The sequence below is a fragment of the Chroococcidiopsis sp. [FACHB-1243] genome (assembly GCF_014696895.1).
Taxonomy (GTDB): domain Bacteria; phylum Cyanobacteriota; class Cyanobacteriia; order Cyanobacteriales; family Chroococcidiopsidaceae; genus Chroococcidiopsis.
On the sequence record NZ_JACJQX010000032.1, the window covers coordinates 20,862 to 34,480 of the forward strand.

A 13,619-nucleotide genomic window follows, 5' to 3' on the forward strand; every position below is an offset into this window, starting at 1 on the left:
GTTGACTGACCTACAAACCCTCTTGGGCTACACCGATTATCGCACCTCTACCACCAAAATTTGTCCCCGTCATTCCCCGATTAAAACGGCTCGCTGCGGCTCTGAGGGTGATATTAGGTAGCGGCACGTCGCCCACTTGTAAGACTAAATTGGCATTATCGGGACTGAGATAGAAGTTAGTAAAAGCATTAACTTCTGGACGCGCTGCCGCTACTTTTTTGACATATATAAATATAGGACGCGAGAGGGGTTGATAACTGCTATTTGCGATTGTTTCGGGGCTAGGTTGAATGCAGCCAGAACCACTATCAATCGCTACTAATTTCAGCTTATCCCGATTTTTCAAGTAGTAGGCATAACCAAAATAACCAAGAGCATTAGGATTAGTAGCAACTCCTTGTACTAAAGCATCATCGTTAGCACTTGGTTTATAGTCGGTACGGCTTCTACCTTCTTTTCCAACGATTGCTAAGGTAAAATAGTCAAAAGTTCCAGATGCAACGTCGGGACCGTAAAGCTGTAACGGTCGGTCTGGAAAACTATCCCGAACTTGATTCCAATTCGTAGTTTTACCCTGAGCCGCAGGTTCCCACATTTGTTTTAATTCTCCTGTTTTAAGGCAACTGACAAAATTGTTTTGGGAGCTAACTACGACCGCTAAACCATCAAAGGCGATCGGCAATTCTGTATATTCAATCTTATTTTGCCGACACAACTCCATTTCTTGAGTCTTGATAGGGCGAGAAGCGCCAGTAATATCTGTTTCTCCAGCACAGAACTTTTTAAAACCACCACCAGTACCCGATACCCCTACATTGACTTTTACATCTGGATTGTTCTTTGTAAAAGCTGCTGCCATTGCTTGAGAGATGGGAAATACCGTACTCGAACCATCTACAACCACGCTACCTGATAATTTCTTGGTAGTTGTAGTTCTTTCTACCACATTCAAAGCTTGGGGAAAATCCACAGCCGTATCAGATGTTTGATTATTCGTACAACCAACTAGTCCCAACATTAAACTTATGACACCTACAGATGCCAGTTTAGATTGCTGTAACATTATTTTTTTTCCTAATTTAAAGTTGTTTAGCGAGTGGTAATTGATGACTGGTAAGTTAGGTAAGAAGCAAGAGATAGAATACTAACTTCTGACTTACGACTTACGACTTACCCATTATCTTGCTGCTTGTACTTCTGGTTGCAGTTTTATGTTATTACCAGTATCGGGAATAAGTCTTTGCAAAATTCGGGCGATCGCAGGTAAAAATATCACCATTACCAACACACCAATTCCATTGAAAAGAATCTGCGCGTTAGCCACTTGACGACCGACACCCGCACTACCAGAAAATGAAAGAACGAGTTGTACTAACAAGGGCGCAAAAATAATTCCTAAAATGGCACTCACTAAATTGAATCCGAAATGAAACACTCCCGTGCGTAATGCCGGACGACCGCGCCCGATTGTCGCAATTAACGTATCAGCGCAAGTCCCGACTTCTGCACCTAGCATAATGGCAACTCCCGCCGGTAGGGAAATTAAACCGGAACTTGCTAAGGTAATCACGATCGCTACGGTAGCGGAAGAAGACTGAATAATCACAGTAAACAGTGCGCCAACAGCAGCACCTAAAATCGGATTATTACCCAAGGTTTCCATCAAATCGATGAAGGGTTCGTAGGTGCGGAAAGGTTTCATCGCTTCATCGATCGCTTCTAATCCATAAAACATCAAACCAAATCCTAGCAGTACAATTCCAAGGTTTTTCCAAGTCTTTGTTTTCCCTAAAAATAGTAGCAGCAACCCCGCAAACATCAGCATAGGAACGTATTGTTCGATATCCAAAGAGATAATTTGCGCTCCTACCGCAGTGCCGATATTTGCCCCTAAAACCACGCCCAATGATTGTACAAAAGTCAAGACTCCCGCACTCACCATCGCGATCGTCATGATAATTGTGACGGAGGAAGATTCGAGTAGCGTGGTGGCCACAGCTCCCGTAACTACACCTGCAAAGCGGTTTGTGGTGCATTTACTCAAAAAACCCCTCATTCGTTCCGTACCCATGTCCTCTAGCCCTTCTGAAAGGCGGGTAACGCCATAAATAAACAGCACTAAACCTGCTAACGCACCCATACCCATTGCGAAGAAGTCTATCAACTCTTCTTTTTCCTCGGCTGCGGCTGGTTCTGGTTTAGCAGCAGGAGCCTGAGCTATGACAAATTGAGTTGAGCTATTTTCAGGTCGGAGCGGATTTTGAGCTTGAGCGGTTGTTTCTGCGATCGGAAAGTCACGCGAGCCGTTGAAGGGAGAAGGCGCGATCGCGAGAGCTGCTACTAGCAAGCTGAGACTAAAATACTTAAGTACTCTACTCTTAATGTTTTTGAATCTATACATTTTTCTGATGGTGCAACTATACAACAAAAATATATCGATTGATTTTTTATTGCGTGTATAGAAGCCAACATTAAGTCAAGTTAAAATAAAATTAATAACGGGTTAAATTACAAAGAATTCAATTGATGCTGAGAAAGTCTCAAATTGCGACAAATAAGCTCATATTTTGAGTTAATGAGCATTAAGTAAGCAATTTGCATTTGTGAGAATGAGTCAAGCTTTTATCAGCGTTAATTTTTAAGTATCCTGGTTATCTTTATATTTCGGATTTTGTACAGGTCGGCTCACTATCAAAGCCAAGATAATAATAACTATGCCATTTTCTAGTTCCAGTCAACGCTTGACCAGACCAAACGGTGAGATGAAGACCTTCAAAACTCGCACAAGAACGAAACGATTCTTCTATACCATCGCCATCTAAATCGCCTACCACTTTTAACCCAACTCTACGTAGTTGCTGACTTGAGTTCAAAACACCAATTGTAGGTACGCTCAGATGAGAGCGATTATTCAGTAGCGATAGCCGATAATATTTTCCAGAGACATTGTGTGGTTTTGATATCTCAATACACTGGCGATCGCTCACTGATACAACCGTTCCACTAACTACTTTCTGCGGAACAGATAGAAGTACGAGATTAACTTGACTACCAATATTTAGACTTGTCACGGACGTGATGAGACAGACTAAATTTTCTTTCGCTACAACAATGCCGAGTTCTCGATCCAGCGAACCAGCCACAGCAAATTGCGAGTCGAAAGCAAGCATGAAGCCAGCAACAATTGGAAAAACTTGCCTCATTTTAATCCGTAAATTAAATTAATCTCTTGCTGACTTTTATTTTTATTTTTCAATGAACTCTACCCGCACCGAGATATAATTCTGCTACTTTCGGGTCATTGAGCAACTCATTCCCAGGACCGGAAAAGCGATCGCGTCCCGTATCTAATACATAACCCCGATGTGCCATTGCCAAGGCTCTACGAGCGTTCTGTTCCACTAACACAATCGCCGTTCCACCTTCGTTAATTTGTTGAATCTGTTCAAAGACACTCGATACCAATACGGGAGACAGGGCAGCACTCGGTTCGTCAAGTAATAATAAACTCGGTTCTAGCATCAAAGCTTTACCCATCGCCAGCATTTGACGTTCTCCCCCAGAGAGAGTTCCAGCTTTTTGCCGTCTGCGGGTGGCTAGAACTGGGAAAGTACCATAAATTCTATCTTTTAAAGGAGCTAATGCAGTTTTGCGAATGTACGCTCCCATTTCTAAATTTTCTTCTACGCTCAAAGAGGCGAAGACGTTAGAAATTTGCGGTACATAACACATTCCCATCTGCACGATTTGATTTGACTTCAAACCGCTGATACTCCGATTTTTAAACGTAACTTTGCCTCGATGGGGGCTGAGTAATCCAAAAATCGTTTTAGCTAGAGTAGATTTTCCCGCACCATTCGGACCAATCACAGCTACGATTTCTCCAGGGAAAATCCGAAAATTTACACCCTGGAGAATATCTAGGTCTTTGACGTAACCAGCCCAAACATCTTCAACTTCTAACAGAGGAGCAGAACTGTACATACCTCAAGGTTGGCTCTCAGCAATTAGCATTTAGCTTATCCCAGATTATGACTCAGCAAGTGCGATCGCTACCATTTACATCTGCCCTCTGCTGGCTAAGGAGTTTTCTGCAAGTCTGGTCTTTCTTCTGGGACAATCGCCCCTTCCACAGGACAAACTTGAATGCAGATGCCGCAGTCTATGCATGTCGTAAAGTCGATCCAGTACCATTCTGTTCCCTGAATATTTTTCCCTGGACCTGGATGAATACACGCTACAGGACAGGCATCAACGCAATCCGCAACACCTTCGCAAACTTCAGTAACAATTGTGTGTGACATAGAGCGTTCCCTTAAAATGTTTAAAATGTTTCGATTTGCAGCGCTAATGCTTGTTTTTGTACTCTAACAAAAAATTCCGTTGTCGTTAATTTTTATTACATTCTTACTCATTTAATTTTAACGAGTAACGATTAAGTATTGTCTCTGCGACTGTAACTGGCAGTCTCCAAGATACTTAAACCAACAAAACATACATAGAATCATCTGACTGATATTCTACTCGGCGTAATGTATAATACACTACATTTAGTCCGTGAATCTGGGCATTTTTCGTCTAGTGCAATCTAGTTTTCTCCATCACGCGCCGGGAAGCTAGATGGTGTGTTAATGTCAGCGCTACAATCTTGCCTAATTGCACTTGCTCAAACCCGTACCTCAAACTAGCTTTTGTTGCTTCAGTTGCTAGCCCTTGATTCCAGTATGCCCGATCAAGACGGTATAGGACTTCTACTTCATGGCTATCTGGCAAGCAGTTGAGTCCGCACTGCCCGATTAATTTATTATTGATGCGATCGCAAACTGCCCAAACGCCAAACCCGTGTTGCTGCCAATGGTAGGTAAAATAGTTATAGACTGCTTGAGCTGCTGCCCTTACTTGCTCCAGCGTTACGCTCCCTTTGGGAGAGTAACGGGTAAATTCTGGATCGGCAAAAATTCGAGCATAATCTTCTAAATCTCTCTCAGTAAAACACCTCAGTCGCAGTCAAGCAGTTTCAATTGCAGGCATAACTGTTTATCGCATCTCTACACATCTTGTAATATAAAAAAGCTTCTCCGAAGCGATCTCGCTGTCGTAAACTAAGCTTTGCTTGCTAATCAGGGAGCAGGAAGTAGGGAGCAGGGAGCAGGAAATAGAGAAAAACTTACCTCTCGCCTCACCCCCATCATAAATTTTTCTTTAAAACAGGCAAACTCCTATCGGAAAACAGGGGTTTTATGGCAGGATCTATATAGTAGGCGAACTATGACATTTTGACGACAGGAAGATAAAAATGGCGCTTCAACTTGGCGATACAGTACCTAACTTTACCCAGTCCTCTTCATATGGGGAGATCGATTTTTACGAATGGGCTGGAGATAGCTGGGTAGTGCTTTTCTCTCACCCTGCTGACTATACCCCTGTTTGCACCACAGAATTAGGCGAAGTCTCAAAACTGAAGCCTGAATTTGATAAGCGGAATGTAAAAGTGATTGCTTTGAGCGTTGATGATGCTGAATCTCACAAAGGTTGGATTGGCGATATCAATGAAACTCAATCCACAACGGTTGACTATCCGATTTTGGCAGATCCCGATAAAAAAGTTTCTGATTTGTATGGCATGATCCACCCGAACGCCAACGCTAAAGTTACGGTTCGTTCGGTCTTTGTGATTGACCCCGACAAAAAATTGCGCTTGACTATAACTTACCCACCTAGCACTGGTCGTAACTTTGAAGAAATCTTGCGGGTGATCGATTCTCTGCAATTAACTGATAATTACAGCGTTGCTACTCCAGTGAACTGGAAAGATGGAGATGATGTGATTGTCGTACCTTCTATGTCAACTGAAGAGGCGAAGCAAAAATTTCCCAAAGGAATTCAGGAAGTTAAGCCATATTTACGGGTAACTCCTCAGCCCAATAAATAAATTCGAGAGTTCGAGAATTCCGATTGATGTAGAGACGTTACATGTAACGTCTCTACTAATTTATGTGCGCGGCTTATTGATAGAATGCTACATCTATCGCTTTGGAGAGGGAAAACACCTTGCAAAGCCTACTACGCATATCAAAAATCATCGACACGATGAACGAATGGATCGGACGCTTCACGGCTGGCTTCGTCCTGTTCATGGTACTCGTCGGAGTTTGGAACGTCGTCGGTCGCTACATAGGACGGGCAGTAGGACAAAACTTGAGTTCTAACGCTTTAATTGAAGCTCAATGGTATTTATTCGACCTGGTATTTCTTTTGGGTGCTGCCTACACCCTCAAATATAACGATCACGTCCGAGTAGATATTTTCCATCGTAATTGGTCGCCCAAACTCAGAGCCTTAACCGATCTCTTAGGCACAATATTATTTCTGATTCCTTTTTGCATCATCGTGCTGGTTGTTTCTTGGGACACCATTCTTGTCTCTTGGAGAATTGGCGAAACTTCTCCCGATCCTGGTGGATTACTCCGCTACCCAATCAAAACGATGATTATCGTGAGTTTGGTGTTACTGATTTTTCAAGGGATTTCTGAAGCCATCAAAAACTTAGCAATTATTACCAATCAAATGCAGCAGGAGGAACAGAGTGATAACACTGGAACTGGACTATGAGTGGTTGGGTCCCTTGATGTTTGCAGGGGCGCTGGTACTGCTTTCTTTCGGCTACCCAGTTGCATTTGCTTTAGGTGGAGTCGCAATTTTATTTGGCTTGCTAGGCATTAGTTTGGGTGTATTCGACCCGATTTTTCTTACAGCCATGCCCCAGCGGATTTTTGGCATCATGGCTAACTATACGCTGCTGGCAATCCCCTATTTCATCTTTCTGGGTTCGATGCTGGAAAAGTCCGGTATCGCTGAGAATCTGCTGGAAACAATGGGAATTCTCTTGGGGCGATTGCGTGGAGGTTTAGCTTTAGCAGTCGTAGCTGTTGGGGCGCTGCTAGCGGCAACAACGGGTGTCGTCGCTGCAACTGTGGTAGCAATGGGTCTAATTTCCCTCCCAATCATGCTGCGGTACGGTTACGATAAACGATTAGCTACTGGCGTGATTGCTGCTTCTGGGACGTTAGGACAGATTATTCCTCCTAGCGTAGTGTTAGTCGTATTAGGCGATCAGTTGGGCGTTTCCGTTGGAGATCTATTCATCGGTTCCGTCATTCCTGGTTTGATGATGGCAGGAGCATTTGCCATACACGTTGTAGTTGTAGCGTTTCTCAAGCCAGAAGTAGCCCCAGCTTTACCGGAAGATGTCAGGGCAGCAGCAGGAAAAAATTTGGGTAAACGAGTTGTGCAGGTGATGATTCCGCCCTTGCTGTTGATTTTATTAGTGTTGGGCAGTATCTTCTTTGGCATTGCCACACCCACAGAAGCAGGTGCAGTAGGATGCTTGGGCGCAGTTGTACTAGCCGGATTTAATCGTCGGTTAAGTTGGCGATCGCTTTGGCAAGTTTGCGATGTTACCCTGCGAATTACCAGCATGGTAATTTTCATTTTGATTGGCTCGACCGCTTTTAGTTTGGTATTTCGCGGCTTGAATGGCGATCGCTTCATGTTTGACGTTCTTACTAATCTACCTGGCGGCGAAGTTGGCTTTTTGTTCGTCAGTATGCTGGTGGTGTTTATCCTCGGCTTTTTTATCGATTTCTTCGAGATTGCCTTTATAGTCGTGCCTCTATTTGTCCCCGTAGCGCAGAAATTGGGCTTGAATCTCGTTTGGTATGGTGTGGTATTGGGAGCTAACTTACAAACATCTTTTCTGACTCCGCCTTTCGGCTTTGCTCTGTTCTATCTACGGGGTGTTGCTCCTCGCGAAGTCACCACCGGAGATATTTATCGCGGTGTGGTTCCGTTTATCCTCCTGCAACTGCTCGTTTTATTGGCGATTATCGTCTTTCCTGGAATTGTTAGTTTTCTTCCCTCACTGATTCGCTGAACTCTTATCTATCTGAAAGTCCCTGTGGCTAAGAATTCTATTCACTGAGGCTGAGTCTGAGGCGATCGCATTTATTTCAAACAAGTTTAATTCAACCAAAATTGCAATAACTCCACCACAGTCGCAGGATAATTAAGATAGAAACACTATTTTCATTTGAGTTTTTACAGCCAATGGATAAAAATCTAGCAGCTGTCTATCTGCTAATCTTGTTAGTCCTGCTGGGCGGAACGGCACTTGCTATCTTTCGCCAAGTCTTTAAAACGCGCCGCGTTGAAGGTACTCTGGCACAACTGCAAAAAAAATTGTCTCAAGCTCAAGGCACAGCCGAAGAATATTACGAGTTGGGTGGAATTTATTTAGATAAAAAACTTTACACCCAGGCGATCGCCAATTTTCAAAAAGCGCTCAAAGCAGTAGAGCAAGAAGAGCAAAACCCAGAAAATCTAGCTCTCATCTACAACGGCTTGGGTTATGCTTATTTTGCTCAAGACCAATACGACTTGGCAATTCGCAACTACAAAGAAGCCTTGAGATTATATCCAAGCTATACTACAGCGCTCAACAACGTCGGTCACGCCTACGAACGAAAGAACTTGACTACTCAAGCACTACAAGCTTACGAGCAAGTATTAGAGTCAGAGCCAAAAAACAGCACGGCAAAACGACGGGCTGAGTCTCTTCGCAAGCGGGTTGCGTAGCGAGAAGTAGGGTGCGTTCAATAACGCACCCTACTACGCTTTCTAAGCCCCAGTCCCTCAGATTAAGCTTCTTTGTTGAAAAAGCCTTGAATTTGTCTGATTGCAGCAGGAGCAATGTTAAATAGCGCCCAGCTAGCAGCAGCGATTACTGGTAGCAGAACAAAAGCAACGCGCAGATCGATGTCCATATGTCTTCCTCTCTTAAATAGAGTTTAAAGATTTTTGAAATTTTCTCATCTTTAATTGTTAGCCGAAAACGACAAATTGACTAGTCCTTTTTAGTAGGGTGCGTTCAATAACGTACCCTACACAAAACTCTCTTATTCTCCCTGCTCCCGATAAAATCCTAGATCGGTTCCCTTCCCTGCATGGACGAGGGCGAGTTTTTCGTAGCGACGAGCGTGTTCGATCAATTCTGCGGCTTCGGTTTGGGAGACTTCCCGTAAAACTTTGGCAGGTACTCCGACAACAAGCGATCGCGGTGGTACATCTTTACTCACAACTGCTCCCGCTCCCACAATGCTTCCCGCTCCGACTCTAACACCATCTAAAATTACTGCGCCAATACCGATTAAACTGCCCCGCTCGACGTAAGCTGAATGCACGACCGCCCGATGTCCTACCGTAACATAATCTTCCAAAACAGTCGGTTTCCCAGGATCGCCGTGTAAGATAGCGCCATCTTGAATATTAGTACATTCACCAATTTCAATCCTTTCGACATCGCCGCGCACCACGGCTCCGTACCAAATACTCGCACCTTTTGCCAGCTTGACAGCGCCCATGACGACAGCATTAGCTGCAACAAAGGCAGCCGGGGAAAGATCGGGAATTGACCAGTAGGATTGGGCAGACACGATAGAATGTTCTATATGATGATTAAGAATCATCGTTTAGCTTAAAACCTTAAGATTCCAAATCTATAATGGTGTAGCTATTCTATACAAAAAATCGCAATGTGATAGTCTTTAGGAGGCGGTGGTGGGTCTAAAAAGCTCTAGTTGGTCGCAAAAACAGAATCGAACCAACGGCAGTGGTAGACAAGTCAGTATTCTGGTTTACGCCTCATGATCAATCCAGGCTTGCAGTACCCAATATTTGGTCCAGAAATTCCGTGTCCCCACTGTCGCCAACCGATCCCGGCGCTAACGTTGACGGATACTTATTTATGTCCGCGTCATGGGGCTTTTGAAGCCGATCCTAAAACTGGTGAATTAATTCATCTCCAGTCGGGTCGTCACTGGCGGCGTTGGAATAACGAGTGGTACAGACAACATACCCACCCAGACGGTATTAGGTTTGAAATTCACGAAGCTTTGGATAGACTTTATACACAGGGTTATCGCGCCACGCGGGTGATTATCGCTCGCCGCTATCAAGACTTAATTAGCGGTTACTTGGAGCGCAGTACCCCCTGGAAAGGGCAGTCCGACCAAACCAAACCCAGACTTTACGGCTTACCCGTAGAATTTAGCCCCGATCCTGTAGATGAACCCTGCTGGGAAGTCATTAATTTCGATCTAGAGAAAGAACCAGGAGTCCCCGTTCGCTATCCCTACTTTCGGTTATTTGAGTAATGGTCGTTGGTCATTGGTCATTAGTCATTTGTGAGCCAGCAAAAAACTAATGACAGATGACAAATGACAAATGACAAAAATTATGCACCACGCCTCAATTCGGACTGCAAATATTCACAAAGCGATCGCCTTTTACGAGCAGTTAGGATTCACTGTGTGCGATCGCTTTACCACGGGCTACACTCTGGCTTGCTGGATGGAAGGATTAGGAGGGCGGATCGAATTAATTCAAATTCCCCAGCCGCGTCCCGCCCCAGATGCGTTTGGTGACGAGCATTACGTGGGTTATTACCATCTATCGTTCGATTTGACCGAGACTGCTATCGATTTACCAAGTTGGTTAACTTCTGTAAAGGATCGATTTGCCCAAGCTGCTGAAACACAACCAGAACAATATCAACCCTTAAAAGTTTTGTTAGAACCCACGCAACAACAAATCGGCGATCGCGTTTATGAAGTCGCATTTATCGCCGATACTGATGGCTTACCCTTAGAATTTATTCGGACTTTACCTAAACTGTAATCGGTCTAAACCTTAAGCTAGCGCCGGAGTAGGAACGTTAGTTACAGTGCTGCGTTTGTGGTCTGGATCGTAGAAGGGAAGAGATTTAATGCTGACGGGGATGGTTTGCCCGTGAATTTCCACAGTCATTTTGGAGGAGAGAGAAGTTGTTGCTTGGGCATAGTTGGACGATACACAGGCGATCGCAATGTAATTTTGACCTGCGGGCGACCAACAGCCGCTCGTTACCTGACCGATTGTTTGTTCTCCTACGCGGACTGGGAACTTCGTTCGCCAAGGAGTCCGTAAATCTTGTAGAAATAAAGATTGTTCGCCGTAAGTTTGATGGAGAAATTGGCGATCTAACTCCAATCCTACCAACTGTCGCTGTACCCCTTGTTCCTTTTCCTTCAGCAGTGCTTCCCGACCGATAAAACTTGCCTTGCTAAAGTCTACAGTCCAAGCCAAGCTGACTTCTAGGGGAGACACTTTTTCTGCGTCGGTTTGAGCTTGACGAGAGGGAATGTAATCGTATTCGTACCAAATTAAACCAGCTTCAATCCTTGCCAAGTCCAGTGCATAGAAACCAGCAGGCTGAATACCTTCCGAGCCACCTGCTTCCATCAAAATATCCCACAGGGCGATCGCATCTTTCGCTTCTGACCAGACTTCGTAACCGAGATCGCCTGTATAGCCCGTACGAGAAATGACTACGGGGATATCGCGCACTTTTGTCTCGACGAAATTAAAATACTTTAGCCCATCTAAGTTAGTAGCAGCAACTTGATTCAAGATAGTGCGGGATTTTGGACCTTGTAAGGGTAAGGTGTTAGTCGTCAGGGTTTTATCTTGAATCTCAACTTGCAAGCCTGTAGCATTTGCCTGCACCCAATCCAAAGTGGGTGTATTGGTCGTCAACTGAAACGTAGTTTCATCAAAACGATAAACTGTGCCATCGTCGAGCAACTTACCCTCAGCATCGCACAGAGCTGTATACATGACTTGCCCGATTTTGCACTTATTAATATTGCGCGTAATCAAGCGATCTAGTAACAAAGCTGCATCTGCGCCGCGAATGAGATAGACGTACAGCGGAAAGAAATCAAATAAAGCAGCCGTATTACGAATTGCCAAATATTCAGGCATGACCGAGAAGTTGTAAGTATCTGCCATGATGTAACCTTCCCAGGACTGCCATTTCCGAGATTTACACAATGCTGCGACTCTAGGATATACGGGTGTTGGTTTTAACATAATTTAGTGAGTATTGAGTAGTGAGTTGTAGGGGCGTTTACCAAGAAGCTTTGTTACTAATAGAGATTTCGGGTAAACCCGCCCCAACAGGATTAGCAAGAGGCAAGAGGCGAGAGTAAGTTAATTCCGACTCCCCCATACGGGCGCGAGCGAGAAAGCGCCCCTACCGACTCCCGATCGCTTCTTTTACGGGTTGCATGAAATTGGGCGATTCGCTGAGCATGGTTCCTAGCCGTTTGATTTTTTCGACGAGGGCAACAGTGCGATCGAAGGTGACTAGGGGATTGATCAGGGTAAATTTTAGATATGCCTTGCCTTGGATTTCGGTCTGACCGATGACGGCTTTACCTGTCTGTAATAAGGCTTGTTTGATGCCCAAATTTACAGCATTGGTGGAGCGATATCGAAAGACAACAGTACTCATTGCAGGGCTAACTGCTAGTTCTAGCTGCGGATCTTGCTCGATGTGTGCTGCAATTTGCTGGGTGATTTCAATACCTCGATCGACAACGCCAGCAAAGAATTCTCGTCCAAGAGAGCGAAAGGCAATATATGGTTTGACTGCATCAAACCGACGAGTAGTCTGAATTGATTTTGTCACTAAATCGGGAATACCTTCGTCTTCGTTATGTTCTGGATTTAGGTAAGCAACATTCAGCCGCATTAATTCAAAGCGAGATTTATCTTTGAGTAAGAACAGACTACAGGGAATCGGTTGATAGAATAGTTTGTGAAAATCGATCGTGATGGAATCTGCTTGGTGAATGCCAGCTAACTTCTGGCGATGCCGATCGCTGAGCATTAATGCTCCACCATAAGCAGCATCGACGTGCAACCAGGTGTTGTGTTCGCGGGCGATCGCAGTCATTTCGGCGATCGGGTCGATGCTACCGAAATCTGTCGTCCCAGCTGTTGCGACGATGCAAATTGGAATCAAATCTTGACGATCGATATCTTCCAAGCACTGCACTAAATGTTGCGAGCAGAGGCGATAGTTCTTGTCAACTTTGACGCGCACGACTGCATCCATACCCAAGCCTAAAATTGCTGCCGATTGTTGGATGCTAAAGTGTGCTACCTCCGAACAAAGAATCCGAAATCGTCCTGCTAAGTTTGGCAATCCGTGCAGTTGACTCTGAAATCCACGCTGCTGTAGAGCGTAATCCCGCGCTAGCATCAACGCCATAAAATTTGACTGAGTACCGCCACTAGTAAGCGTACCGTCAGAGTTGGTATCGTAACCATACAACTGACACATAAAGTCAATCAAATTCTGCTCTAGCAGCGTTGCTGCACCACTTTGATCCCAAGAGTCCATCGACTGATTAAATGCCGAGATCAGCATTTCTGCTGCTAGAGAGGGAATTAGAACTGGGCAGTGCAAGTGAGCCACGCAATCGGGATGATGCACGGCGATCGAATGGCTGAAGATCGCCTCTACAGCTTCTTGTAAAACTTGCTGAGTCGGGATTCCTTGCTCTGGCAGAATCTTTTGAGTGAGAAACTCGCTGAGAGTTGCGGGAGATAAGCCACTGAAGACTCGTTCCTGCTGGCTCAGACAGTCCTGAATTAACTTCTGAGTTTGCTGTACAGTCTGAGCGTATTGGGCTAAGCTTTCAGGATTGTGGTTGAGAAAATGCTGTAAGTCCATT

16 protein-coding genes are annotated in these 13,619 nt (G+C 44.6%); 6 read left to right on the top strand and 10 right to left on the bottom strand.

Annotated elements, in window-relative coordinates; translation table 11 throughout:
• Positions 1-10: 10 nt before the first annotated feature.
• The 6 genes from H6G17_RS22225 to H6G17_RS34770 all read right to left on the bottom strand — a co-directional run bounded on the left by H6G17_RS22225 (position 11) and on the right by H6G17_RS34770 (position 5,007).
• A complete protein-coding gene (locus H6G17_RS22225; RefSeq protein WP_192160798.1) occupies positions 11-1,063 on the bottom strand; it encodes a PstS family phosphate ABC transporter substrate-binding protein in 1,053 nt (350 codons plus the stop codon).
• A 114-nt stretch (positions 1,064-1,177) separates the two neighbouring features.
• Positions 1,178-2,347 carry a Na/Pi symporter gene (locus tag H6G17_RS22230; protein WP_242038539.1) on the bottom strand — a complete coding sequence of 390 codons (1,170 nt, stop codon included), beginning with the start codon at positions 2,345-2,347 and terminating at the stop codon, positions 1,178-1,180.
• A 310-nt stretch (positions 2,348-2,657) separates the two neighbouring features.
• The gene (locus H6G17_RS22235) at positions 2,658-3,203 is read right to left on the bottom strand and encodes a hypothetical protein (protein ID WP_192160800.1); all 546 of its coding nucleotides are present in this window, start codon (positions 3,201-3,203) and stop codon (positions 2,658-2,660) included.
• Positions 3,204-3,252: 49 nt separating this feature from the next.
• Positions 3,253-3,984, bottom strand: a complete 732-nt coding sequence (locus tag H6G17_RS22240; RefSeq protein WP_192160801.1) for an ABC transporter ATP-binding protein — start codon at positions 3,982-3,984, stop codon at positions 3,253-3,255.
• A 95-nt stretch (positions 3,985-4,079) separates the two neighbouring features.
• Positions 4,080-4,304 carry a ferredoxin family protein gene (locus H6G17_RS22245; RefSeq protein ID WP_015156413.1) on the bottom strand — a complete coding sequence of 75 codons (225 nt, stop codon included), beginning with the start codon at positions 4,302-4,304 and terminating at the stop codon, positions 4,080-4,082.
• Positions 4,305-4,578: 274 nt separating this feature from the next.
• On the bottom strand, positions 4,579-5,007 hold the full coding sequence (locus H6G17_RS34770) for a GNAT family N-acetyltransferase (protein ID WP_199316925.1): 429 nt from the start codon (positions 5,005-5,007) through the stop codon (positions 4,579-4,581).
• Positions 5,008-5,296: 289 nt separating this feature from the next.
• Here H6G17_RS34770 and H6G17_RS22255 point away from each other — a divergent pair, with 289 nt between their 5' ends.
• The 4 genes from H6G17_RS22255 (at position 5,297) to H6G17_RS22270 (ending at position 8,634) form a co-directional block, all read left to right on the top strand.
• On the top strand, positions 5,297-5,932 hold the full coding sequence (locus H6G17_RS22255) for a peroxiredoxin (protein WP_192160802.1): 636 nt from the start codon (positions 5,297-5,299) through the stop codon (positions 5,930-5,932).
• A gap of 119 nt (positions 5,933-6,051) precedes the next feature.
• Positions 6,052-6,612 (top strand): TRAP transporter small permease subunit, encoded by a 561-nt coding sequence (locus tag H6G17_RS22260; protein ID WP_192160803.1) that lies wholly within the window; start codon positions 6,052-6,054, stop codon positions 6,610-6,612.
• On the top strand, positions 6,596-7,933 hold the full coding sequence (locus tag H6G17_RS22265; RefSeq protein ID WP_192160850.1) for a TRAP transporter large permease subunit: 1,338 nt from the start codon (positions 6,596-6,598) through the stop codon (positions 7,931-7,933). The genes H6G17_RS22260 and H6G17_RS22265 overlap by 17 nt, the downstream gene beginning before the upstream one ends.
• A 173-nt stretch (positions 7,934-8,106) precedes the next feature.
• On the top strand, positions 8,107-8,634 hold the full coding sequence (locus tag H6G17_RS22270; protein WP_192160804.1) for a tetratricopeptide repeat protein: 528 nt from the start codon (positions 8,107-8,109) through the stop codon (positions 8,632-8,634).
• 62 nt (positions 8,635-8,696) lie between these two features.
• On the opposite strand, the gene H6G17_RS22275 is transcribed toward H6G17_RS22270, so the two are convergent.
• The gene (locus tag H6G17_RS22275) at positions 8,697-8,822 is read right to left on the bottom strand and encodes a photosystem II protein Y (RefSeq protein ID WP_015156407.1); all 126 of its coding nucleotides are present in this window, start codon (positions 8,820-8,822) and stop codon (positions 8,697-8,699) included.
• Positions 8,823-8,954: 132 nt separating this feature from the next.
• Complete coding sequence (locus H6G17_RS22280) at positions 8,955-9,491, bottom strand: gamma carbonic anhydrase family protein (RefSeq protein WP_192160851.1); 537 nt, start codon at positions 9,489-9,491, stop codon at positions 8,955-8,957.
• Positions 9,492-9,701: 210 nt separating this feature from the next.
• Here H6G17_RS22280 and H6G17_RS22285 point away from each other — a divergent pair, with 210 nt between their 5' ends.
• Positions 9,702-10,211, top strand: coding sequence for a TIGR02652 family protein (locus tag H6G17_RS22285; protein ID WP_192160805.1), 510 nt, complete (start codon positions 9,702-9,704; stop codon positions 10,209-10,211).
• Positions 10,212-10,293: 82 nt separating this feature from the next.
• On the top strand, positions 10,294-10,734 hold the full coding sequence (locus H6G17_RS22290; protein ID WP_192160852.1) for a VOC family protein: 441 nt from the start codon (positions 10,294-10,296) through the stop codon (positions 10,732-10,734).
• Between the two features lie 12 nt (positions 10,735-10,746).
• On the opposite strand, the gene H6G17_RS22295 is transcribed toward H6G17_RS22290, so the two are convergent.
• Positions 10,747-11,967, bottom strand: coding sequence for an aminomethyltransferase family protein (locus tag H6G17_RS22295; RefSeq protein ID WP_192160806.1), 1,221 nt, complete (start codon positions 11,965-11,967; stop codon positions 10,747-10,749).
• Positions 11,968-12,130: 163 nt separating this feature from the next.
• Entirely contained in the window at positions 12,131-13,618 is a 1,488-nt protein-coding gene (locus tag H6G17_RS22300) for an aspartate aminotransferase family protein (protein WP_192160807.1), read from the bottom strand.
• Position 13,619: the final 1 nt, after the last annotated feature.